Here is a 23372-nt window from a genome sequence, read left to right as displayed (position 1 = left end):
GCCACGCGCCGCCGGACCGCGGTGCGGCGCCTCAGGCGACGATGTCGGCCCGGACGGCGGCGAGGGTGTCCTCGACGGCGGCGATCACGTCGCGCGGCGCGTGCGCCAGGAACAGCGCGGCGAGGGCCAGGTCGACCACGCGGGTGTAGTGGGCGTCGGTGATGCCGAGGCCGCGGTGCGACTCGCCGAGCTCCCGGCCGGTGTACTCCTGGGGGCCGCCCAGCACCTGCGCCAGCAGCGCGGCCATGTGCCGCTTCAGCGACTCGACGGTGACCGTGGCGAAGTACGGCGACAGTTCCTCGTCGAGCAGGATCCAGGTGTACAGCTGGTCGACCACGAGCTTGATGGCCGGGCCGCCACCGACCCGGGAGTACATGGACACCGCGGTGGTCATCATCGCCTCGCTGGGGTGAGGGGGACATCGACGCGCGGCAGTGTAATGGCGGATTGTTTCCGGTGATGACGACAGTCGTGTCGCAGCGCCCACGCGGACATGGCAACGTATGCGGTATGTCCGTCCATCCCCGTGCAGGGCAACCGGCGCAGCGCGCCGACCTCGTCGATGTCCCGCGACTCATCACCAGCTACTACGCCGAGCACCCGGACGTGAGCGACCCCGCCCAGCAGGTCGCGTTCGGCACGTCCGGGCACCGCGGGTCCAGCCTGCGCCGCTCGTTCAACGAGGACCACATCGTCGCGGTGAGCCAGGCCATCTGCGAGTACCGGGCGCGGCAGGGGTACACCGGACCGCTCTTCGTCGGCAGGGACACCCACGCCCTGTCGGAACCGGCGACGGTCAGCGCCCTGGAGGTGTTCGCCGCCAACGGCGTCCAGGTGCTCATCGACAGCCGCGACGGCTACACGCCGACCCCGGCGCTGTCCCACGCCATCCTCACCCACCGGCACCTCGGCGCCGACGGGGTCGTGGTCACCCCGTCGCACAACCCGCCGGAGGACGGCGGCTTCAAGTACAACCCGCCGCACGGCGGGCCCGCCGACACCGACGTGACGAAGTGGATCCAGGACCGCGCCAACGCGCTGCTGGCCGGCGGGCTCAAGGAGGTCCGCCGCATCCCGTACGCGCGGGCCCGCACGGCCGACACCACGGGCCGCTACGACTTCCTCGCCGCCTACGTCGACGACCTGCCGTCCGCGATCGACCTGCCCGCCATCGCCGCCGCCGGGGTCCGCATCGGCGCCGACCCGCTCGGCGGTGCCAGCGTCGCCTACTGGGGCGCCATCGCCGAGCGGCACCGCCTGGACCTGGCGGTGGTCAACCCCGACGTCGACCCGACGTTCGGGTTCATGACCCTCGACTGGGACGGCAAGATCCGCATGGACTGCTCGTCGCCGAACGCGATGGCGTCGCTCATCGGCAAGCGCGGCGACTACCAGGTGGCGACGGGCAACGACGCCGACGCCGACCGGCACGGCATCGTCACCCCCGACGCCGGGCTGATGAACCCCAACCACTTCCTGGCCGTGGCGATCCAGTACCTGTTCACGGCCCGCGACGGCTGGCCGCAGGGCGCCGCGATCGGCAAGACGCTGGTCTCCTCGTCGATGATCGACCGGGTCGCCGCCGACCTCGGCCGCACCCTCGTCGAGGTCCCGGTCGGCTTCAAGTGGTTCGTGCCCGGCCTGCTGGACGGCTCGGTCGGCTTCGGCGGCGAGGAGAGCGCCGGCGCGTCGTTCCTGCGCCGCGACGGCAAGGTGTGGACCACGGACAAGGACGGCCTGCTGCTGTGCCTGCTGGCCGCGGAGATCATCGCCACGACCGGCCGCTCACCCAGCGAGCACTACGCCGACCTGGTCGCCCGGCACGGCGCCCCGGCGTACGCGCGCGTCGACGTCGCCTCGACCCGCGAGGAGAAGGCGGTGCTGGGCAAGCTCTCGCCGGAGCAGGTGACCGCCACCGAGCTGGCCGGCGAGCCGATCACCGCGAAGCTCACCGCGGCCCCGGGCAACGGCGCCGCCATCGGCGGGCTGAAGGTGGTCACCGCGTCGGGCTGGTTCGCCGCCCGGCCGTCCGGCACCGAGGACGTGTACAAGGTCTACGCCGAGTCGTTCCAGGGCCCGGAGCACCTCGAGCGCATCCAGCAGGAAGCGCGCGGCGTGGTCTCGGCGGCGCTGGCCGGCTGAGCGGACGACGAAGGCCCGGCCGGAACCCGGCCGGGCCTTCGTCGTGGCAGCTGTCGGGCAGGGTGGTCAGGCGACCGCGCGGTCCGGCGCGGTGGCGGTGCGGGCCGCGGCCGGGCGCTGCTTGAACGCGCGCTGCAGCTGCACCACGATCGACCAGGTCACCTCGCCGACCGGCCGGGCGCCGTTGACCTGGATGAGCAGCTCCCGCTGCTGGTAGTACTCCAGCAGCGGGCGGGTCTTCTCCTCGTACACCTTGATCCGGTGCTTGATCACGTCGACGGTGTCGTCGGCGCCGCGGGCCCGCGCCAGCATGCGGCGGATCAGCTCGTCCTCCGGTACGTCCAGGTGGACCGCGATCTGCACGCCGACGCCGAGGTTCCCGGCGGTGCGGTAGGCCGCTTCGGCCTGCTCGACCGTGCGGGGGAAGCCGTCCAGCACGTAGCCGCCGGCGGCGTTCGCCGCGAGGACCGGCTTGCGGAGCATGTCCATGATGATCGCGTCGGGGACCAGCTCACCCTTGTTGACCAGCTGCTCGACCGTGCGGCCGATCGTCGTGCCCTCGGCGATGTTCCTGCGCAGCAGGTCGCCGCTGGCGATGTGGGTGATGCCGAACTGCTGCGCGATGAGCTGCGCCTGGGTGCCCTTGCCGGCACCGGGTGCGCCGATCATGAGGATCCGCTTCGCGCGCGGTGCCGCCGACTGCATTGTCATCTGCACACCCCTTTATGGCGTTGTGACATGTGAAAAAGAGTGCCGGCCGACGCCGATGGTCCAGCATCCCATCTCGATGTCCGAGGTGGGCTGCGTGTCAGCTGTGAATTACCGCATTGCCGTCCATGGGTCCGGTAGGGAATACCGGCCCCGTGGACGGTGAACGGGTCTACCGGGTGCCGAGCAGGTCCACCACGAAGACGAGGGTCTCGTTGGGCTTGATGAGCCCGCCGCCGGCGCCCCGGCTGCCGTAGCCCAGGTGCGGCGGGATGACCAGCTTGCGCCGGCCGCCGACCTTCATGCCCGCCACGCCCTGGTCCCAGCCGGCGATGACCTGGCCCTGGCCGAGACCGAAGTCGAAGGTGCCGCCACGGTTCCACGAGGCGTCGAACTCCTTGCCCGTCGACAGCGACACACCCACGTAGTGGACGCTGACCTGCTGACCGGGGCGCGCCTCGGCGCCGTCACCGACGGTGATGTCCTCGATCACGAGGTCGGCCGGCGGCGGGCCGTCGGGCAGGGTGACGTCGGGCTTGCTGAGCGCCATGCGAAAACTCCTCGGCGGATGGGACCTGCTGAACGGACGTGTCGCGTCCATCCTGCCGTACGCCCCGACGCGTGGCGCGCGACCACCCCGCAAACAGCCCTTGGATGAGGCGGCGGGCGCGTCGTACATTGAAGTCGATGACGGACGGCAAGCGCCCCTGCGCGCCGGTGCGGCAAGCGTACTGGCTGGTCATCGGCGCACTCGCGCTGGCCGCGACGCAGGCGGTCGCGGCCGTGGTCCTGCTCGTCCGGTTCGGCGCCGTCCACCGGGCGCACGGGCCGTGGTCAGTCGCCGAGCAGGCCCAGGTCGACAGCGTCCACGCCCGGCTGGCCATCGCCGCGGTCCTCGGCGCCGGGATCGCCCTGCTGCTCGCCGGCGCGGCGCTCGCCGTCCCGCGCCGCACCACCCGGACCCGCACCGCCGTCGCCGGCGCCGCCGGGTTCGCCGCGACCGCGCTGCTGCTCGGCGTCACCCTCGCCGCCGACAACGCGGTCCTCGCCGCCGGCGCCGCGGAGCTCGCCGACCTCGAGCGGCTGCTGCCCGTGTGGTTCGCGGCGCTGTCGTCGAGCGTCGTCACCGGCGTCGTCGTGCTGCTCGGCGCCGCGCTGCTGCGGATGGGCCGCGACCCCGCCGTCGAGTACTACCAGCACCAGCGCCAGCCCGCCGGCTGGCGCGGGTTCACCTCCTGGGACGACATCGTCAACCGATGATCACGGTTCGGTGACCGGGCCCACCCGGCCCGGCTGCGGTGCCTATCCTCACGGCGATGAACGACGTCACGCGGCTCGACCCGCCACCCGCCGCCGTCCGCCAGGCGTTCTGGCTGGCCGCCGTCGCGTGTCTGCTCGTCCTCGCCAAGACCGTCGCCGGCGCGACGCTCCTGGCCGGCTTCGACGCCACCTACCAGGCCATCAAGCCGTCGAACCCGTTCGACGTCGGCGACGAGGTCGCCGCGAGCATCGAGCTGCGGCTCACCGTGGCCGTGCTGGTCGGCACCCTCCTGACGGTCATGCTCGGCCTCGCCGCGGCCGCCGTCGCCCGGCGCGCCGACACCAGCCGCACCCTCGTCGGAGCCCTGGCCCTCCTCACCGGTGTCGCGCTCGTCCTAGGCGTGGTGTTCAGCCCCGAGAACGCGGTCACCCCGGATGACGCCGCCTCCCTCGCCTGGCTCGAGACGCTGATCCCGGCCTGGTTCCAGACGCTGTCCGCCGTCGCGGTGTTCGGGGTGGTGGCGCTGTTCGGCATCGCGTTCGTCCGGATGGGCCGGCCGGCGGCGGCCGGGTACTACCAGGACTACGACCCGGGCGCCCGGTGGGGTGGCTACGGGTCCTGGCTGGAACTCCTGCGCCGCGGCCGATGAGCGCTCACCCCGGCGCCGCTTATGCTGAACGGGATGGCCGCCGACCGCGTCTCGCGCCGCCGCCCCGCCGCCCCGGTGCGGCGGGCGTTCTGGCTGGTCGTGGCCGCGATCGCCCTGCTCGCCGCGCAGACGCTCGCCGCGGCGGTGCTGCTCGCCCGGTTCGGCGGGGCCTACGCGGCGCACGGGCCGTGGAGCGTCCGCGAGCAGGAGCAGATCGACAGCATGCACATCCGGCTGGCGCTCACCGTCGTGCTGAGCGCCGGGATGGCCGTGCTGCTGGTCGGGGTCGCGACGGCCGTCCCGCGCCGGCACATCGGCACCCGGCTGCTCGTCGGGTCCGCGGCCCTGCTCACCGGGGTGGTGCTGCTGCTCGGCGTGGTCGTCAACCCCGACAACGCGCTGCTCGCCTACGGCGCGGCCGAGGAGGCCCACCTCTACCAGGTGCTGCCGCTGTGGTTCAGCGTGCTGTCCTCGACCGCGGTCACCGGCGTGCTGGCCGCGCTGATCGCAGCGTTCGTGCTGCTCGGCCGGGACGCCGCGCACGACTACTACCACTACCAGGACCCCGACAACGCCTGGACCGGCTTCAGCGACTGGTCGGCCAGCACCCGCTGACTACCGGCCGAGGGCGTCCAGCATCGCCTCCGCCACGCCGGTGGCGCTGGCCGGGTTCTGGCCGGTGACCAGGCGGCCGTCGCGGACCACCCACGGCTGCCACGGGGCGGCGCCGGTGTGCCGGGCCCCGAGCGCCACCAGGCGCTGCTGCAGCGAGAACGGCACGACCCCGCTCAGGCCGACCGCGGCCTCCTCCTCGTCGGTGAAGCCGGCGACGTCCCGGCCCGCCACGAGGTGCCCGCCGTCGCCGAGCGTGACGCCGACCAGTCCGGCGGGGCCGTGGCAGACCGCGCCGATGACGCCGCCGTGCTCGTACACCTGCCGCACCAGCGACCGCAAGGCCACGCTGGCCGGGAAGTCCCACATGGTGCCGTGGCCGCCGGCCAGGAACACCGCGTCGAAGCGGGCCGGGTCGACGTCGGCGACGGCCGGCGTGTCGTGGCCGAGGAACGCCAGGAACTCCTCGTGGCCGGCGGTGTCACCGTCGCGGGGCGGGTCCCCGCCGAGGACCGACGCCACCGTCACGGTGTGCCCGGCCTTGGTGAACACCTCCCACGGGTGGGCGGCCTCCGACACGTAGAAGCCGGTGCTGCGGCCGGTGTCGCCGAGGGCCGCGTGGCTGGTCAGGACGATCAGGATGCTGGTCATGCCGGCCAGCCTGGCGCACCGGGTGCCATCGGCACCAATAGGCATGCGATGGCCGTACCATAGAAGATCCTATGGCGATCCCGCTCGACCTGCTGCGGACCTTCCTCGCCGTGCACCGCGAGGGCTCCGTCACCGGCGCGGCCCGCCGGCTCGCCCTGTCACAGCCCACCGTCACCGCCCAGCTGCAGGCGCTCGAGGCGGCGCTCGGCCGGCCGCTGTTCGTGCGGCAGCCGCGCGGCGTCACGCCCACCCCGGCCGCGGACCTGCTCGCCCGGCAGGTCGCCGGGCCGCTGGACGACCTCGCCGGCGTCGCCGAGCGGCCCGAGGAGGGCACCGTGCGCCTCGGCGGGGCCGTCGAGTTCCTCACCGACCTGGCCCTGCCGGCCCTCGCCGGGCTGGTCGCGGCCGGCCTGAAGCTGCGGGTCACGCTCGGGCTCTCCGACGACCTCGCCGACGCGCTCAGCGCCGGCACGCTGGACCTCGCCGTGCTCACCAGCCGCCCCCGCCGCCGGCAGCTCGGCGCGGAGCCGCTCTACGACGAGGAGTTCGTGCTCGTCGCCGCCCGGCGCTGCGACCCGGCCGGCACGCCGCTGATCAGCTACGCCGAGGAGCTGCCCATCATCCGCCGGTACTGGCGCAGCGTCTTCGACCAGCGGCAGCAGCGCACCGCCGACGTCGTGGTGCCGAACCTGCACGCGGTCCGCGCGCTGGTGCTCGCCGGTGCCGGGTGCAGCGTCCTGCCCGAGTACCTGGTGCGCGCCGATCTCGACGCCGGCCGGCTGGTCCTGCTGCACGACCCGCCGGTGCCGCCGCTCAACACGTTGTTCCTCGCCCACCGGGCCGGTCCGGTGGCGCCGGCCGTGGCCGCGGTCCGCGCCGCGCTGCTGGCCAGGTTCCGCGGCGGTGGGCCCGCGGATCCGGGCGTCCGCGGCGGCGGCCACCCGGATCCGGGCGGGCATCCGGATCCGGAGGTTTCGCCACTGGAAACGTAGGCGCGCTAGGTTCGAGCGGTGACCCAGCCTTTGGACCTGCCCCGCACCGTGGGCGAGCTGCGATCGAGCGGCCACCGGTTCCGCACCGTCAAACAGGAGCTGCGCGACAACCTCCTGGCCAAGCTGCGCTCCGGCGAGCCGCGCTTCCCCGGCATCGTCGGCTACGAAGACACCGTCCTGCCCGAGCTCGAGCGGGCCATCCTGGCCGGCCACGACCTGGTCCTGCTCGGCGAGCGCGGCCAGGGCAAGACCCGCGTCATCCGCGGTCTCGTGTCGCTGCTGGACGAATGGACGCCGGTGATCGCCGGTTCCGAGCTCAACGAGCACCCGTACGAGCCGATCACCCCCGCGTCGCGGCGGCAGGCGGCCGAGGCCGGCGACGCGCTGCCGGTGGACTGGCTGCACCGTTCCCAGCGGTACGGCGAGAAGCTCGCCACCCCGGACACCTCCGTCGGCGACCTCATCGGCGACGTCGACCCGATCCGGGTCGCGCAGGGCCGCACCCTCGGCGACCCGGAGACGATCCACTTCGGACTCGTCCCGCGTACCAACCGCGGCATCTTCGCCGTCAACGAGCTGCCCGACCTCGCCGAGCGCATCCAGGTGTCGCTGCTCAACGTCCTGGAGGAGCGCGACATCCAGGTCCGCGGCTACCAGCTGCGCCTGCCGCTGGACGTGCTGCTGGTGGCCAGCGCCAACCCCGAGGACTACACCAACCGCGGCCGGATCATCACGCCGCTCAAGGACCGCTTCGGCGCCGAGATCCGCACCCACTACCCGCTGGACCTGGAGCTGGAGACGGACCTGATCCAGCAGGAGGCGCAGCTCGTCGCGCAGGTCCCCGGCCACGTCCTGGAGATCCTCGCCCGGTTCACCCGCGCGGTGCGCGAGTCGCCGGCCGTCGACGCCCGCTCCGGCGTGTCCGCCCGCTTCGCCATCGCCGCCGCCGAGACCGTGGCCGCGTCCGCGCTGCGCCGCGGCGGGCTGCTCGGCGACGACAACCCGGTCGCCCGGGTCGGCGACACCGTCTCGGTCACCAGCACCCTGCGCGGCAAGGTCGAGTTCGACAGCGGCGAGGAGGGCCGGGAGATCGAGATCCTCGCCCACCTGCTGCGCACCGCGACCGCCGACACGTTCCGGGCCCGGCTCGCCGGGCTGGACCTGTCCGGCTTCACCGACCTCGTCGCCGAGGGCCAGGTCATCGAGACCGGCGAGCTGGCCGGCGCCGACGACATCCTGCGCCAGGTCGGCACCGTGCCCGGCCTGGCCAAGGTGCTGGAGCGCCTCGGCCTGGGCGACGCGCCGAGCCGCGGCGAGGCCGCCGCCGGCATCGAATTCGTGCTGGAGGGCCTGCACCTCACCAGAAGGCTGTCCAAGGATCTCACCGAGGACGGCCGCACCGTCTACGGAGGCTGAGCACGTGCGCCACAACAGGTTCCGCTACGGGGCGTGGCGGGGCGGGCCCGACCCGCTCGCCCCGCCGTACGACGTGCGCGCCGCCGTCGACCAGGTCGGCGCCGAGGTCCTCGACGGCGGCAGCCTCCGCGAGGCGCTGCGCAACCTGCTGCGCAACGGCCCCGACGGTGGCCGCGGCCTCGACGACCTGCTGGCCAGGGCCCGCCGGCTGCGGCGCGAGGCGATGCGCCGCGGCGATCTCGACGGTGCCGTGACCCGCGCGCAGCAGCTGCTCGACCAAGCCGTCGCGACCGAGCGCGACGCCCTCGCGCAGGTCGACTCCGACGACGCCCGCTTCGCCGAGGCGCAGCTGGCCAACCTGCCCCGCTCGACCTCGCGGGCGGTGTCGGAGCTGTCCTCGTACGAGTGGACCTCGGCGGAGGCCCGCGCGCTGTACGAGCAGATCCTCGACCAGCTGCGCAACGACGTGCTCGGCCAGCGGTTCCAGGGGATGAAGGAGGCCCTGCAGGACCCGGCGACGCAGGAACGCATGCGCGAGATGCTGCAGGACCTCAACGCCCTGCTCGGCAAGCACGCCCGCGGCGAGAACACCGACGACGCGTTCGCGCAGTTCATGGCCCGGCACGGCGAGTTCTTCCCCGAGCAGCCCGGCTCCGTAGACGAGCTCGTCGACGCGCTCGCCCGCCGGGCCGCGGCCGGGGAGCGGCTGCTGCGCTCGCTGAGCCCGCAGCAGCGCGCGGAGCTGCAGTCGCTGATGGAGCAGTCCCTCGGCAGCCTCGCCGGGGAGATGGCCGCGCTCACCGACAACCTGCGCGCGCTGCGCCCCGACCTCAACTGGGGCCGCGGCGAGCGGGTGCGCGGCGAGCGCGACCTGGGCTACGGCGAGGCGGCCGGCGCCCTGGAGGAGATCGGCGACCTCGACGACCTGCTCGACCAGCTCGGCCAGGAGCACCCCGGCGCCACCCTCGACGACGTGGACGTCGAGGCGGTCGAGCGGCAGCTCGGCCGGTCCGCCGCGGACGACCTGCGCCGGCTGCGGGAGCTGGAGCGGCAGCTGCGCCGGCAGGGGTGGGTCACCCGCGGCGCCGACGGGCTCACGCTCAGCCCGAAGGCGCTGCGCCGGCTGGGCGGCACCGCCCTGCGCACCGTCTTCGCCGACCTGTCCGCCGGCCGCAAAGGCCAGCACGACCTGCGCGACGCCGGCGCCGCGGGTGAGCTGACCGGCGCGTCCCGGCGCTGGCAGTACGGCGACGAACAGCCGATCGACGTGGTGCGCACCATCGGCAACGCGGTGCGTCGCCAGGCCACCGGCGGCACCGCGGTGCTGCCCATCCGGCTGGACGTCGAGGACTTCGAGATCGCCGAGACCGAACGGCGGGTGTCCGCCGCCGTGGCGCTCTGCGTCGACCTGTCCTTCTCGATGATGGCGGACGGCCGCTGGGGCCCGATGAAGCAGGCCGCGCTGGCGCTGTCACATCTCGTGGCGACCCGGTTCCCGCAGGACGCCCTGCAGATCATCGGGTTCGGCCGGTACGCGACGAAACTGTCCGTCGAGGAGCTGGCCGCCGTCGAGCCGGACTACGTGCAGGGCACGAACCTGCAGCACGCCCTGATGCTCGCGGGCCGGCACCTGCGCCGGCACCCGGGCTCCGACCCCGTGGTCCTCGTCGTCACCGATGGCGAGCCGACCGCGCACCTGCTCGACGACGGCACCTCGTACTTCCACTGGCCGTCCACCCGCGAGACGGTGACCTCGACCGTGCACGAGGTCGACCAGCTCACCCGGTACGGCGCCGTGCTCAACCTGTTCATGCTCGGGGAGGACCCGGGCCTGCGCCGGTTCGTGGACGCGGTGGCCCGCCGCAGCGGTGGGCGCGTCTTCACGCCCGACGCCGACGACCTTGGCCGATACGTGGTGTCCGACTACATCCGGGCGCGCCGGGGGCGCCGGGGGTGACCCGTGTTTCAGAAGCGGCGGGGGAGGGGTACCTGAAGAACGTCCAAGCAACGCCCCTCCTCCCCGGGAGCTGAACATGATCATCCTTGGCCTGATCCTCTTCCTGCTCGGGCTTTTCCTGCACGTCGGCATCCTGGAGACGATCGGCATCGTGCTGCTGATCGTGGGCGCGGTGCTGTGGATCCTGGGCGCCGTCGGCCGCCCGCTCGCCGGGCGCCGTCATTACTGGTAGCTCGTCCCGCGCTTCTCGCACTGGCCGGCGGTTCTCCCGCCGGCCAGCGGCGTTTCCGGGCCATGACGCTATGCGCTGTGGCCATAAGCCGCTATGATGGCATGAGCGCCCAGGGTGCTCGTATTTATAAATCGCGTCGATCGCGCGATACTCCGGAATGCCTGCCGCGATGCGGCCCGGACCTGCGCATCCGTCAATGTTTCGTTCGGGCGCAAAAGGCCCGGGCGGCGGCGGATGATATGCGGAATTCTTTGACATTCGATCGCTTGCGGCCTACGGACCGTCACCTCGATCATCGCTGGGTCAATCGTGCGGCACACCGCACGGACCAGCTGATCGAGGAGTGTTTGGATGGACGATCGCAATGACGCGACGCCAGCGGGCGATCACCCGGATGACGGCGATACCGGGTCGCGCCGGTGGCACGCCGCCGCCGACGCGGTGACCGTGCTCGCCGTGCTCGCCGCGGTCTTCGGACTGGCGGCGATGGCCCTCGCGCGGGGCGTCGGCCCCGCACAGATCGGCGCAATGGTGCTGGTCGTGGCCACCGCCGCCGGGCGCCTGGTCCACCGGATCCGGTCCCGCCGGGCGGCGAGGCAGTGGGGGCCTCCCGCTGCAACGGAAGGCCCCCGTCCCCAGACCGCTGAACCCTTGAGAAGGCCGGACCGGGAGCACGTCGGCCCGCGTGACCACAGCGTTACCGAATGCGGCGACGTTACCGCATCGTTGTCTGCCCGACCAAGGCCCTCAGGCGCGGTTCCGCCAGAGGGGAAGCCAGTGACACACGCCGATGCGGCAGGTGTCGATGGGCCGGTCGGCGCCGGTCACTCCGCCGCCCGGTCACCCGCCGGAGAATGACCGGTCCGGACCGCCGGACGGCGGGCCTCGCCGATCTGTCAACATTGCGGCCCGCACATGACTGGCGGACTTCTGGACCCTGGTGGCAATATGCCGCCTGTCGGAATGCACAGCAGACGGCTGCAACCGTCCGTTCCGGCGTGTATCACCACCGCACAGACCGCTGAACCCGGTGAGGAGGCGCCCTGCGGCAGCCACGAGCAGGGCGCCTCCTCGAACCACGTCACCACCCTGGCCGCCAGCACCGGACCTGAAAGCGAGCCGGAACGATGCCAGACCAGCGCCCGCCGGTCCCACCGCGGCGGCCGGGCCGGCCGGTCGACCCTGTCCTCGGGTACGGCCCCGCCGCCGAGGTCGCCCGGCGGCTGCGCACGGTGCGCGCCGCCGCCGGCGACCCCAGCTACCAGAAGATGGCGACCCGCGTCCGCAGCAACGCCACGACCATGTCGCAGACCGACCGGGGCGACCGGCTGCCGCTGCTGGTCAACCTCGTGAACTACCTCGTGGCCTGCGACGCGGACACCGCGACCGTCGAAGCGTGGCGCCGCGACCACCCCGAATACGAGCGCCGGGCCGCCGCGTTCCGGCCCGACCTCACCGACGTCCACAGCCGCTGCGACCTGTACGGCGCTCTCGCGGACCTGCTCCGCGACGCGGGGGTGACCGCGGCCGAGCTGAGCCGGCGCAAGGTCCATGCCGAGCAGCACGGCGCGCCCGATGCGCTGCCCGTGCCGGTGCCGGGCGACGCGGCACTGTCGGCCGACCCGCGCACCACCCCGCCGACCGATCACGGCCTGCTCTGGTCGGTCTACCTCGCCGGTGGCACCGGCCCGGACGTGCGGCACTGGGCGCAGTGCCTCGAACGGCTCGGCCCGCCGGAGACGCCGGAGCCCGGGCCGGCGCCCGGCCCGCACGCGATGCCACCCGAGCCTCCGGCCGTCGTCCCGGCACCGGCTGCCGCCCCGCAGCGCCGCGGTCCACGGTGGCGCACCGCCCGCGTCGCCGTCGCGGCGGGGCTGCTGGTGCTGCTGCTCACCGGCGTCGCCTACGCGGCGGGTGCCGTCGCCGAGCGGGCCGGCGACCGCGCCGCGCACCCGTCGCCGGGGCGGTCCGGCGACGGCGGCGTCCCGACCTCGTCGCCGCCGGTCAACGCGACGGGCGGCGCCCCCGCCGTCGCCGAGCTCGACGCCATCATCGAGGCGACCGCCCGCACCGACGTGCCGACCGGCAACTGGGCGCACGTCGACTTCGCGCTGACCGTGTACGGCCCCGCCCCCGACTACCGCCGCGTGGTCAACGAGGTGACCGAGCAGCTCGACTGGTCGATGGGCGCGCAGGGCCGGCGGGTCGTGCACGGCACCGACGTCGCGCCGTCGCCGGAGACGCTGCCGCCCGGGCCGCCGCGCGGTGCGGCCGGGCCGCCGAGCGCCGACCCCGATGAGCTGCGCCGGGTGCTGGAGCTGCGGCGGCGCCCGGGAGGAGCGTCGGTGCTGATCCTCGGCGTGGCGGACCTCTGCGACTCGTACCCGCTGACCGCGGCGCAGCGCGTCGCGGTGCTGCGGATGCTGCGCGCCGCACCGGACCTCGCCTACCAGGGCAAGGCCACCGTGGACGAGCTGCGCGCGCCCGGCAAGGCGTTCAGCGCGGACGGTCCGGACGGCACCCGCGAGGTGCTGGTCCTCGACCCCGCCACCGGGAGGCTGCTGGAGCACCAGAGCCTGTCCGGCGGACCGGGCGGCAGTTTCGTGCAGACCAGGCGGGTCGTGTACCTGCGCTCGTACTGGGACGACCTGCCCGACTGAGCACGTTGCAACTTGCAGATTCGGCCGGCGCCGCCGCGGCCGGTCATCAGGTCGTCACCGTGCGTCAGTGTGGCGGTGGCCGTCGACCACTGCCGCGCAGGTCCGGGTGCACACCCGCCGACGTTACGGTCCGTACGACCGGTTTATAAATCGCAATGAATTCGGCGGACGTGATGAGCTGCCCTGACGCCCCAGGGCATTCACTCATGGCACAGTCTGCACGCGGCCATGGTGACCACGCTGCGTCGCGAATACGGTCGCCGCGACGGCGTGCACCACGAACGGTCCGGGGGGATCCGCGGGTGACACGCGGTCATCGCACCGTGTCCCGGTCCGCTGAAACGTGGGGGTTCAGCCGTGTTCCGTGCCCTGACTTTCGCCAGTCTCGTCCTGCTCGGCATCGCCACCGTCGCCGCACCGGCGGCGGCCGCGCCCGTGTCCGCCGCGGCCGCGGCGTATCTCGCCGCACATCCTGGCGGCAAGCTCGTCGGCGCCAACGACATCAGCTACGACGACGGCCGGTTCGTCGTCACCATCACTCCGCCCGAACACACGACCGCCTACGTCGACTGCCCGAGGGGCTGGTTCTGCTTCTACGACCGTCCCGACTTCGGGTACCCCCGCGGCAAGCTGTCGTCCTGCTACGGGCAGAGCCTCAGCACGTACGGCTGGCAGGACCGGGTCGAGTCCGCCTACTACAACCTCGACCGCGGCTACGTCTGGTTCTTCGACTACGGCGCGCCGCTGTTCAGCATCGGTGCCGGCTTCCCGTCCCGCGACTACCTCGGCAGCGCCATGAACCGTGCCACCGACGTGTACCGCTTCGCCTGCTGACCAGGGCCGCCGCCTACCGCCGGCGGCGGAACAGCCGGCCGAACCTCGACGGGGCGGCCGGCTTCGCCGCGGCCGGGGCCCGGTCCGCGGCGGCGGCCACCTCGTCGGCGAGCGCCAGCACGTCCGGGATCATGTCCGGCACCACGTGCACCAACGCCGCCAGGGAGTCGCGGACCGTCACCGCCCTGGTCCGCGACGCCTGGACCGCGGCCAGGAACCGCCGGCCGACGGTGTCGCGGACCTCGACCCGGCACGCCGGGTCCAGCCACGCCGCGACCGTCAGCGCGAACAGCGCGGCCTCCGTCGTCCAGTCCTCCACGCCCCACGCGATGTCGGTGAGCAGCCGCCGCTGGGTCGTGGTGTCGCCGGGGTCGGCGGGGTTGCGCAGCTCGCCGCAGTGCAGCAGGCCGAGGCACGCGAACACCTGCGCCGAGCGCTCCCACCAGCCGTCCGGCAGCTCCGCGAACCGGTCGGGCCGGGCCGGTGGGTGCACCAGCAGCGACAGCAGCTGCTCGGCCGGCAGCTCACCGAGCGGCAGCGCGTGGTCGTACGCGGCGACCGGGTGCGGCCACACCGGCCCGGCCAGACCGGCGAGCAGCGCCTGGCTGGCCGGGGTCGCCGGCTCGACCGTCGGGTAGGCGGTGGTGCCGTCGTACCGCCACAGCACCCGCACCGGGTGCAACGGTCGCACCAGGTCCTGCGGGGCGGGCCCGGCCACGTCGAGCGTGACGCGGGGCAGCTCCCGGCGCAGCAGGGCGAGGGCGCTGGGCACCTCGAGGGCCGACAGCGACACCCCGCCGTCCATCGTGGCCCGCTGGTCGGCCGGGACCCGGTGCAGCACGTTGACGCACGCCTCGGTCGGGCCGGTGACCCGGCCGAGCCAGGCCCGCCGCTCGCAGGCCTGCGCCAGGTCGGTGTGCTCGTGGCTGACCACGGGGTGCTCGCGCATGAAGTCGACCAGCGCGACCAGGTGCCGCACGTCGCCGTCGCGGCGGAACCGCAGCCGCTGCGCGGTGTGCACCGCGCAGTCGTAGTCGGCCTGGCTGCGCATGCCCTCCTCCAGCAGCGCGATCGCCTCGTCGACGCGGCCGGAGTCGGCGAGCCAGTTGGCCATGTCGGCGCACAGGTCCATCTCTTGCGGCGCGGCGCGCCACGCGGCCCGCATGACCTTCAGCGCGGCGTCGAGCCGGCCGTCGGCGCGCAGGGCGTACGCGTACCAGACGGACGTCAGCTTGTCAGGGTTCAGGCGGTGCCCCCGGGCGCCCCACCGCACCGCCTCCGCGGTGTCGCCGAACCTGCGGCCGAGCCCGGCGGCGGCGCCGTGCAGCAGCGCGTGGTCCGGGTGGGCGCGCAGCGACCGGCGGGCGAGGTCCAGGTACACCTCGTTGGCCTTCGCGACCGCCGCCGGCGCCGGGTCGCCGAGGCGCTGCATGACCCCGACGAACAGCCGGGCCAGCTCGTCCGGGTCCAGCCCGGCGGGGTCCACGGCACGCACCCAGCTGACGTCGGCCCACGGCTGCTCGGGGTCGAACCCGGTCGCCTGGGCCAGCATCTGCAGCGACCCGAGCGGGTCGGTGGGCGCCGTCACGTGTGCCCGCGCCACGACCGTGCCGATGAACGCCGGCTCCCGCAGCGGGAACAGCTCCGCGACCCGCCCGCCGGCCCGCGCGGTCAGCGCCGCGAGCAGCTCGTGGACCTCCGGCAGGCCGGGCGCCCAGGCGATCGCGCCGGCCAGGTGGTCGGCGGCGTGCTCCAGGTCGTCCTCGGCGAGCGCCACCCGCGCGAGGGACAGCTCACCGTGCGCCTGCGCCACCGGGTCTTCGACATCGTCGGCCACCCGCGGAGAGTAGAGCACGCCGAGGGGGTGACGTCGCCCGGCGTGTGGGCAGCGCCGCCCGTCGATGCACGGTAGCGTCGCCGGCATGACCGACGCCAAGCCCCTGCGTGAGCTCGCACCGCACCTGGTCTGGGAGGCGGTGCTGCTGCTCGCCGCCGCGGGCGTCGTCGCCGGCCTGTACAACGTCAACGCCGCCGTGTTCACGCGCGGGCAGGTGTGGGCCGGCATCGCGATCCTCGGCTTCGCCGCGTGCGGCCTGGCCCTGTCGCTGCGCACCGCCACCCCGAACCTGGCGATCGCGCCGGTCGCGGTGCTCGCGGGCTGGGTGTTCGTCACGCGGGTCAACGACGGCGCGTCGGTCGCCGTGGCGTTCCTGCTCGCCGTCCTCGCCGCCGCCGGCGTCGGCCTGGTCCTCGCGCTGATCGTCGGGCTCACCGCGTTGCCCGCCTGGGCGGTCACGCTCGGCGGCGGGTTCATCGTGTCCGCGGCGGTGCTCGACGCGACCGGTGCCCGCATCGAGCCGCTGACCCGTGCCGCCCGCACGACGACCGGCTTCGGGGTGTGGGCGGCGGTGTTCGCCGTCGTGTCGATCGGCGGGGCGGTGCTGTTCGCGGTTCCGGCGGTACGCCGGCTGCTGACGGCCAACCGCCCGGTGGCCGGCGGTGACGACCCGGCCCGGTGGCGCCCGGCGAAGCTGGTCGGCGCACTGGTCGGGGTCACCGGCTCCGCGGTCCTCGCCGGCGTGTCGGGCGTCCTGTCGGCCCGGCTCACCGGCGGCGCGATGTTCACCGACTCCGGCCAGCTGCCGTACGCGCTGGCCGCCGTCCTGCTGGGCGGGGTCAGTGTCTTCGGCCGGCGGGCCGGCGTGTTCGGTGTGGTGCTCGCCGTGGTGGTCATCGACGGAGTCCGCCGCTGGCAGGCGCTGGAGGGCGTGGGTGCCGCGCCGGCGCTGCTGACCACGGGGATCCTGGCGGTGGTCGGGCTGCTGGTGGTGTGGCTGCTGGAGCTGGTCGGGCGCCGGGTCGCGCCGCTGTCCGCGGTCGCGTTCCCGGGTGCGGCTCCCGGTCCGCTGCCGGTCGCGGGTGGGTTCGTGCCGGCCGGGGCGGGCGCGCCCGGGTTCGTGCCGGCCGGTGCGTCGTCGCCGGTGCCGCCGGGCTCGCCGGCCGGGTTGCCCGCACAGCCGGCCGGGCCCGCCTCCGCGCCGCCCGGGACCTACCCGCCCGGCACCTTCGCGCCGCCCCCGCCGCCGATGTCGGGCGGTCCGGTGTTCGGGCAGCCGACGTACCCGACCCCGCAGGCGGGCGCACCCGGGTACCCACCGCTGCCGCCGCCACCTGCGGGCGGCCAGCCGGCGATCCCGCAGCCGTGGACGGTCCCCGGCACGGGCGCCGCGCCGCAGGTCCCGTCGCAGCCGGTGTCGCCGCCGGTCAGCGGCCCACCGAGCACCGACCCGCCCGGCTACCCGCCGGCGCCGCCGCCGAGCTGGCCGCCGCGGCAGTGACCCGCGGGCCTCACATCGACGGCTCGGTCAGCGCCGGGTGCCGCGACCCGGCGGGGGCGAACCACGCCTCCTTCGCGTCGCGTAGCGCCATCTCGACCCGCAGCCGCGAGTAGGGCTCCATGTCCGGCAGGTCCGCCGGGTCGAACCAGGCGACGTCCAGGGACTCGTCGTCGCCGACCCGGGCCTCGCCGCCGACCGCCCGGCACAGGAACGTGACGTTCAGGTACTCGCACCGGTCTCCGTTGGGGTAGTGCACGGGGTGCGAGGCGACGCCGAGGAGCCGCTCGACCACCACGTCGACGCCGGCCTCCTCGCGGACCTCCCGTACGACCGTGTCCGCCGGCTGCTCGCCGGGCTCGACCATGCCGGCCAGCACCGCCCACCGGCCGGTGTCGCTGCGCTGCCCGAGCAGCAGCCGCCCACGCTCGTCGACCACGATCGCGCTGACGCCGGGCAGGAGCAGCAGGTCGTGGCCGACGTGCGCGCGCATGACCCGGACGTAGTCAGGAATGCCCATCCGGTGACCGTACCGGCACCACCGGGCGCACGGTGCCCAGCACCCTCGTGACCGTGATGACGATGACGACCCGCGCCGGGTTCGGGCGGGGGACCCGGTACCGCTGCGCGTACCGGCGCTCCGCGTCGGCGACGGCCGCCGGGTCGTCCTCGACCACGGCGGTGCCCTCGAGGGTCGTCCAGCGGCGCCCGTCGACCTGGCAGACCGCCACCCTCGGGTTGCCGCGCACGTTGCGGACCTTCTGCGACGTGCCCGACGTGATGACCCGGGCGGTGCCGGTGGCCGGGTCGTACGTGACCCCGACCGGCGCGACGTGCGGGGTGCCGTCGGCGCGGACCGTGGTGATCGTGCACAGGTGCCGCTCGGTCCAGAACTCCTCGTCGCTCAACGGACGGTGACCTTTCCCTCGTGCACGTCCACGTGGCGGGTCGTGCGGACCGCCTCCAGCATCCGCCGGTCGTGGGTGACCAGCAGCAGGGTGCCCGGGTACCCCTCCAGCGCCGACTCAAGCTGCTCGATCGCGGGCAGATCCAGGTGGTTCGTCGGCTCGTCGAGCACCAGCAGGTTGACCCCGCGCCCCTGCAGCAGCGCCAGCGCCGCCCGGGTCCGCTCGCCCGGCGACAGGCTCGCGGCCGTGCGCAGCACGTGGTGCGCCTTCAGGCCGAACTTGGCCAGCAGCGTGCGGACCTCCGCCGGCTGCAGGTGCGGGGTCGCCGCGCAGAACGCGTCCAGCAGCGGCACCTCACCGAGGAACAGCCCGCGGGCCTGGTCGACCTCGCCGACGACGACGCCCGGCCCGAGGGCCGCGGTGCCGCTGTCCAGGGGAATGCGCTTGAGCAGCGCGCCGAGCAGCGTCGACTTGCCCGAGCCGTTCGCGCCCGTGATCGCGATCCGGTCGGCCCAGTCGACCTGCAGGTCCACCGGCCCGAGCGTGAACGAGCCGCGGGTCACCACCGCCCGGTTCAGCGTCGCCACGATCGCGCCCGCCCGGGGCGCCGCGGCGATCTCCATCCGCAGCTGCCACTCCTTGCGCGGCTCCTCCACGACCTCCAGCCGCTCGATCAGCCGGTCGGTCTGGCGGGCCTTGGACGCCTGCTTCTCCGTCGACTCGATCTTCTTGCCCTTGCCGATCTTGTCGTTGTCGGACTGCTTGCGCCGCGCGTTCTTGACGCCTTTCTCCATCCACGCGCGCTGCATCCGCGCCCGCGCCTCGAGGTCGGACTTCGTCTCGGCGTAGTCCTCGTACGCCTCCCGGGCCCGCCGCTTCGCGATCGCCTTCTCCTCCAGGTACGACGCGTAACCGCCGCCGAAGAAGTTCACCTGCTGCTGGGCGAGGTCCAGCTCCAGCACGCCCGTCGCGGTGCGGGCCAGGAACTCCCGGTCGTGGCTGACGATCACCGCGCCGGCCTTGAGCCCCTGCACGAACCGTTCGAGGCGCTCCAGGCCGTCGAGGTCCAGGTCGTTGGTCGGCTCGTCGAGCAGGAACACGTCGTACCGGGACAGCAGCAGCGACGCCATGCCCGCCCGGGCGGCCTGCCCGCCCGACAGCGCGGTCATCGGCAGCTCCAGGTCCACGGCGAGGCCCAGGTCGGCGGCCACGGCGGCGGCGCGTTCCTCGAGGTCGGCGCCGCCCAGGGCGAGCCACCGCTCCAGCGCGTCGGAGTACCCGTCGGGGTCCTGCTCGATGCGCTCCACCGCCGCGTCCATGCGCGCCTGCGCGTCGGCGACCCCGGTGCGGCGGGCCAGGAACCGCAGCAGCGACTCGCCCTCGCGGCGGTCCGGCTCCTGCGGCAGGTACCCGATGATCGCGGTGGGCGGGTTGAGCGCGAAGCCGCCCGCCTCCGTCGGCAGCAGCCCCGCCAGGGTGCGCAGCAGCGTGGACTTGCCCGCCCCGTTGGCCCCGACCAGGCCGATCACGTCGCCCGGCGCGACGACCAGGTCCAGTCCGGAGAACAACGCCCGGTCGCCGTGACCGGCCGCGAGCTCCTTCACCACGAGCGTGGCGCTCACCAGTACCTCCGCAGTTGTTGTCGTACCCCGCGCATATTGTGTCTGAGCGCGCCGACCGGGGTAGCGCGGAGTAGCGTGATTTCCGAAACGCGATCGGCTCGTAACGGGAGAGACGCCTTGAGCACAACGACCGCCGACGACACGGCCCTGACCCACCGCCAGATCCTCACGATCCTCGGCGGGCTGATGATGGCGATGTTCCTGGCCGCCCTCGACCAGACCATCGTGTCCACGGCCATGCGCACCATCGCCGACGACCTGGGCGGGTTCTCCATCCAGGCGTGGGCGACCACGGCGTTCCTCATCACCTCGACGATCGCGACGCCGCTGTATGGCAAGCTGTCCGACATCTACGGCCGTAAGCCGTTCATCCTGTTCGCGATCGGCATCTTCATCCTCGGCTCGGTGCTGTGCGGCCTGGCCGGCTCGGTGTATCAGCTCGCCGCGTTCCGCGCCGTGCAGGGCATCGGCGCCGGCGGCCTGTTCTCCCTCGCGTTCGCCATCATCGGCGACGTCGTGCCGCCCCGCGAGCGCGCCAAGTACCAGGGCTACTTCCTTGCCGTGTTCGGCACCTCCAGCGTCCTGGGCCCCGTCCTCGGCGGCTTCTTCGCCGGCGCCGACTCGATCCTCGGCGTCACCGGCTGGCGGTGGATCTTCTACATCAACGTGCCGATCGCGCTCGCCGCGTTCCTCGTCGTCATGCGGGTGCTGCACATCCCGCACCGCCGCCAGGACCACCGCATCGACTGGCCGGGCGCGCTGGCGCTCGTCGTCTGCCTGGTGCCGCTGCTGACCGTCGCCGAGCAGGGCCGCGAGTGGGGCTGGGGCTCCGGCCGCTCCCTGCTGTGCTACGGCATCGGTGCCGTCGGCCTGGTGCTGTTCCTCATCGCCGAGTGGTCCTACAAGGACGAGGCGCTGCTGCCGTTGCGCCTGTTCCGGGGACGCACCTTCTCCGTCGCCTCGACCAGCAGCTTCATCCTCGGCATCGCGATGTTCGGCGGTCTGCTCACGCTGCCGCTCTACCTGCAGATCGTGAAGGGCGCCACCCCCACCGAGGCCGGCCTGATGCTGCTGCCGCTGGTCCTGGGCATCATGACCGGCTCGATCGTGTCCGGCCAGGTGATCGCCCGCACCGGCAAGTACCGCAAGTTCCCCATCATCGGCTCGCTGCTCATGGTCGCCGCGCTCGCGCTGTTCTCCCGCATCGGCGCCGACACCCCGCTGTGGCAGACCATGCTGGTCATGGCCCTGATGGGCCTCGGCCTCGGCGGCAACATGCAGCCGGTCATCACCGCCGCCCAGAACGCGGCCAACCCGCGCGAGATCGGCGTCGCCACCTCCACGGTGACGTTCTTCCGCTCCATGGGCGGCACGGTCGGCGCCGCCGTCTTCCTCTCCGTGCTGTTCAGCCTGCTGCCGGAGAAGATCAAGGCCGCCTTCACCGCGGCCCAGTCGACCCCCGAGTTCCAGGCCGCCGCCCGTGCCCACCCGGAGCAGCTGCAGGGCATCCAGCGCGCCGGCACGTCGGGCAGCGCCAGCGCCTTCAACGACACCTCGTTCGTCAACGACCTCACCGCCGCCCTCGCCCACCCCTTCAAGGTCGGCTTCTCCGACTCGATGAGCGTGGTGTTCATGGTCGCGGCGGCCATCATGGTCGTCGGCTTCTGCGTCATCCTGTTCCTGCCCGAGATCCCGCTGCGCTCCCTGTCCGCCGCGCAGCAGCGCGCCCAGGAGGACGCCCGGTCCGCCTCCTCTTCCGCCGGTGCTGCTCCTGCCTCCGCCGCCGCGCCTGCCGCGGGCTCCTCGCCGGCCGCCGCGTCCCCGGACGGCGGCCCGTCCCCGGCGGGCGCTGCTGCCGCGGGCGGTGTTGCCGCGGGCGGTGTTGCCGCGGGTGGTGCTGCCACGGGCGGTCCGTCTTCGGGCGGGCTGGGCGCGGGCGCTTCGCCCGTTGGCGCGTCGGCAGCCGGCGCACGGCCCGCAGGCAGCAATACGGCCAGCAGCGCCAACGGCGGCTCGACCCCGCTCGGCGACTCCGGCACTCCCGGCAACGGCTCGGGCGCACCCACCAGCACCTTCACCACCGCCACCGGCGCCGACGGCCTCCCGACCCCTGACGGCGACGGATTCCGCAGCACCGGCGGTAACGGCTTCGGCGGCACCGACGGCCACGGCCACGCTCCGGCCGGCGCGGGCGCCCACGCCGCGGACGGTGTCGCCGAGTCGCGCCCTGATCACGCCCCGCACCACGCCGCCGGCGCTCACGAGGGGGACGGCGTGGCCGCGCCCCACGATGACGTGCAGCCTCGACACTCCCGCTGACCCGTTCCCGCCTCTGCCGCAGTGCCCCTGACGCTCCTGGTCGCGCTCTGACCCGCCCGCGACCGGCGGGGCGCTGCGCTCCGGCTGGAACGCGCTCGCAGCGGGCCTGGTATGCCTGGCGGCCTGGTATGCCTGGCGGCCTGGTATGCCTGGCGGCCTGGTATGCCTGGCGGCCTGGTAAGCCTGGCGGCCTGGTAAGCCTGGCGGCCTGGTAAGCCTGGCGGCCTGGTAAGCCTGGCGGGCCTGGCGAACGGGCGGGCCTCGGCTGAGCGGTCGCGGCACGTCGGCGGGCGGCTCGAGGCGGCTACTGGGTCGGCTGGGTGCTGTCGTGTGGGGTCCGTGCCGCGGCTCTGGCCGGGCGCATTCACGCCGAGGCCAGCGGGGGTGTGGCCGTGTGGCGTCCGTGCCGCGGGCTCTGGCTCGGTGCTTCCACGCCGAGGCCTGCGGGGGTGCGGCCGGGTGGACGTTGGTGCCCCTGCCGCGGCTGGGGGTGTGCGCGGTTGGTCCGGCTGAGGGCGCGGCAGCTCGGCTGCCCGCGCTGCGGAAGGTGATGTCGGGCCGCGCAGCCGGTTGCCGCTTCCGGCCTGTATGTCGGGCCGCGCAGCCGGTTGCCGCGTCCGGCGTGGTCGACGGCGTGGCCGTCGCACGAGACGATCCGCGCCGTCGTGCTGCCCGCTGGTCCGACCCGGCGTCGGCTGCGGCGGACCTGCTGGGCGTCGCGGCGTGGGTCGCGTGGCGTCCGCATTGTGCCGGTGTGTCGCCGGGGCGCGCCTTCGACACAGGGCCACGGCTTGTCCGCGTGCCCGCCCGGCCCGCGGGGAGCTGGCCGCTCCACCCCAGCCGCGGGCCTGCTGAGCGTGGTTGCCAGGCCTGGCTGGCTCCCGGACGCGATGGTCAGCTGTCGGCGCAACGTGGTGGATCGGTGGGGGGCAGGAGCCTGTTGCGTTTTCGGTATGTGTGGATAGTTCCGCTTTTGCGGTACTCGATCGATCATTGGGTATGGCGAAGCAGTTCCGTCCGGTGGATCGTGACCAGCAGTTCCTGTTGCCGGTGGACATGCGGGACTGGCTGCCG

At 73.9% G+C, this 23372-nt stretch carries 21 protein-coding genes; 13 read left to right on the top strand and 8 right to left on the bottom strand.

The features are described 5' to 3' along the window. Positions 1 to 31: 31 nt before the first annotated feature. Positions 32 to 394 carry a group I truncated hemoglobin gene (locus tag OP18_RS39170; RefSeq protein WP_245635681.1) on the bottom strand — a complete coding sequence of 121 codons (363 nt, stop codon included), beginning with the start codon at positions 392 to 394 and terminating at the stop codon, positions 32 to 34. A 116-nt stretch (positions 395 to 510) separates the two neighbouring features. Between OP18_RS39170 and pgm the strand changes: the two genes are divergently transcribed. Further along, complete coding sequence (gene pgm / locus OP18_RS39165; protein ID WP_033364249.1) at positions 511 to 2142, top strand: phosphoglucomutase (alpha-D-glucose-1,6-bisphosphate-dependent); 1632 nt, start codon at positions 511 to 513, stop codon at positions 2140 to 2142. A 66-nt stretch (positions 2143 to 2208) separates the two neighbouring features. Here pgm and OP18_RS39160 read toward each other — a convergent pair whose 3' ends face one another. Then, positions 2209 to 2853, bottom strand: coding sequence for an adenylate kinase (locus tag OP18_RS39160; RefSeq protein ID WP_211273813.1), 645 nt, complete (start codon positions 2851 to 2853; stop codon positions 2209 to 2211). A 169-nt stretch (positions 2854 to 3022) separates the two neighbouring features. Beyond that, positions 3023 to 3400: an FKBP-type peptidyl-prolyl cis-trans isomerase gene (locus tag OP18_RS39155; RefSeq protein ID WP_033364248.1), complete on the bottom strand. Its 378-nt coding sequence runs from the start codon at positions 3398 to 3400 to the stop codon at positions 3023 to 3025. A gap of 137 nt (positions 3401 to 3537) precedes the next feature. On the opposite strand from OP18_RS39155, the gene OP18_RS39150 reads away from it, so the two are divergent. The 3 genes from OP18_RS39150 to OP18_RS39140 are packed head-to-tail and all read left to right on the top strand — an operon-like array spanning position 3538 to position 5375. Then, positions 3538 to 4110, top strand: coding sequence for a hypothetical protein (locus OP18_RS39150; protein ID WP_033364247.1), 573 nt, complete (start codon positions 3538 to 3540; stop codon positions 4108 to 4110). A gap of 56 nt (positions 4111 to 4166) precedes the next feature. Further along, on the top strand, positions 4167 to 4760 hold the full coding sequence (locus OP18_RS39145; RefSeq protein WP_033364246.1) for a hypothetical protein: 594 nt from the start codon (positions 4167 to 4169) through the stop codon (positions 4758 to 4760). A 33-nt stretch (positions 4761 to 4793) separates the two neighbouring features. After that, positions 4794 to 5375: a hypothetical protein gene (locus tag OP18_RS39140; protein ID WP_156090105.1), complete on the top strand. Its 582-nt coding sequence runs from the start codon at positions 4794 to 4796 to the stop codon at positions 5373 to 5375. Here OP18_RS39140 and OP18_RS39135 read toward each other — a convergent pair whose 3' ends face one another. Next, positions 5376 to 6023, bottom strand: a complete 648-nt coding sequence (locus OP18_RS39135) for a type 1 glutamine amidotransferase domain-containing protein (RefSeq protein ID WP_033364244.1) — start codon at positions 6021 to 6023, stop codon at positions 5376 to 5378. A gap of 71 nt (positions 6024 to 6094) precedes the next feature. Between OP18_RS39135 and OP18_RS39130 the strand changes: the two genes are divergently transcribed. From OP18_RS39130 to OP18_RS39110, 7 genes are all read left to right on the top strand, one after another. Beyond that, positions 6095 to 7015 (top strand): LysR family transcriptional regulator, encoded by a 921-nt coding sequence (locus OP18_RS39130; RefSeq protein ID WP_063745711.1) that lies wholly within the window; start codon positions 6095 to 6097, stop codon positions 7013 to 7015. Between the two features lie 18 nt (positions 7016 to 7033). Further along, positions 7034 to 8431 (top strand): sigma 54-interacting transcriptional regulator, encoded by a 1398-nt coding sequence (locus tag OP18_RS39125; protein WP_033364243.1) that lies wholly within the window; start codon positions 7034 to 7036, stop codon positions 8429 to 8431. Between the two features lie 4 nt (positions 8432 to 8435). Beyond that, positions 8436 to 10388 (top strand): vWA domain-containing protein, encoded by a 1953-nt coding sequence (locus OP18_RS39120; RefSeq protein ID WP_033364242.1) that lies wholly within the window; start codon positions 8436 to 8438, stop codon positions 10386 to 10388. Between the two features lie 76 nt (positions 10389 to 10464). After that, complete coding sequence (locus tag OP18_RS59265) at positions 10465 to 10620, top strand: DUF6131 family protein (protein WP_169788986.1); 156 nt, start codon at positions 10465 to 10467, stop codon at positions 10618 to 10620. Between the two features lie 351 nt (positions 10621 to 10971). Further along, entirely contained in the window at positions 10972 to 11478 is a 507-nt protein-coding gene (locus tag OP18_RS58035) for a hypothetical protein (protein ID WP_156090104.1), read from the top strand. A 269-nt stretch (positions 11479 to 11747) separates the two neighbouring features. Next, positions 11748 to 13280 (top strand): hypothetical protein, encoded by a 1533-nt coding sequence (locus OP18_RS39115; RefSeq protein WP_033364241.1) that lies wholly within the window; start codon positions 11748 to 11750, stop codon positions 13278 to 13280. 357 nt (positions 13281 to 13637) lie between these two features. Then, positions 13638 to 14114 carry a peptidase inhibitor family I36 protein gene (locus tag OP18_RS39110; protein WP_033364240.1) on the top strand — a complete coding sequence of 159 codons (477 nt, stop codon included), beginning with the start codon at positions 13638 to 13640 and terminating at the stop codon, positions 14112 to 14114. 13 nt (positions 14115 to 14127) lie between these two features. On the opposite strand, the gene OP18_RS39105 is transcribed toward OP18_RS39110, so the two are convergent. Then, entirely contained in the window at positions 14128 to 15951 is a 1824-nt protein-coding gene (locus OP18_RS39105) for a tetratricopeptide repeat protein (RefSeq protein WP_033364239.1), read from the bottom strand. A gap of 85 nt (positions 15952 to 16036) precedes the next feature. Here OP18_RS39105 and OP18_RS53685 point away from each other — a divergent pair, with 85 nt between their 5' ends. Then, entirely contained in the window at positions 16037 to 17452 is a 1416-nt protein-coding gene (locus OP18_RS53685; RefSeq protein ID WP_156090103.1) for a hypothetical protein, read from the top strand. A 10-nt stretch (positions 17453 to 17462) separates the two neighbouring features. Here the strand turns inward: OP18_RS53685 and OP18_RS39095 are convergent, their stop codons facing one another. The 3 genes from OP18_RS39095 to OP18_RS39085 are packed head-to-tail and all read right to left on the bottom strand — an operon-like array spanning position 17463 to position 19979. Further along, positions 17463 to 17969: an NUDIX hydrolase gene (locus OP18_RS39095; RefSeq protein WP_033364238.1), complete on the bottom strand. Its 507-nt coding sequence runs from the start codon at positions 17967 to 17969 to the stop codon at positions 17463 to 17465. Continuing rightward, the gene (locus OP18_RS39090) at positions 17956 to 18357 is read right to left on the bottom strand and encodes a pyridoxamine 5'-phosphate oxidase family protein (RefSeq protein WP_033364237.1); all 402 of its coding nucleotides are present in this window, start codon (positions 18355 to 18357) and stop codon (positions 17956 to 17958) included. Before OP18_RS39090 ends, OP18_RS39095 begins: the two co-directional genes overlap by 14 nt. Then, a complete protein-coding gene (locus OP18_RS39085) occupies positions 18354 to 19979 on the bottom strand; it encodes an ABC-F family ATP-binding cassette domain-containing protein (protein ID WP_033364236.1) in 1626 nt (541 codons plus the stop codon). The genes OP18_RS39090 and OP18_RS39085 overlap by 4 nt, the downstream gene beginning before the upstream one ends. A 117-nt stretch (positions 19980 to 20096) precedes the next feature. Here OP18_RS39085 and OP18_RS39080 point away from each other — a divergent pair, with 117 nt between their 5' ends. Beyond that, complete coding sequence (locus tag OP18_RS39080) at positions 20097 to 22298, top strand: MDR family MFS transporter (RefSeq protein WP_211273812.1); 2202 nt, start codon at positions 20097 to 20099, stop codon at positions 22296 to 22298. Positions 22299 to 23372 lie beyond the last annotated feature (1074 nt).

The organism is Dactylosporangium aurantiacum (assembly GCF_000716715.1).
Taxonomy (GTDB): Bacteria; Actinomycetota; Actinomycetes; order Mycobacteriales; family Micromonosporaceae; genus Dactylosporangium; species Dactylosporangium aurantiacum.
This window is presented reverse-complemented; position numbering and strand designations above follow the sequence as displayed.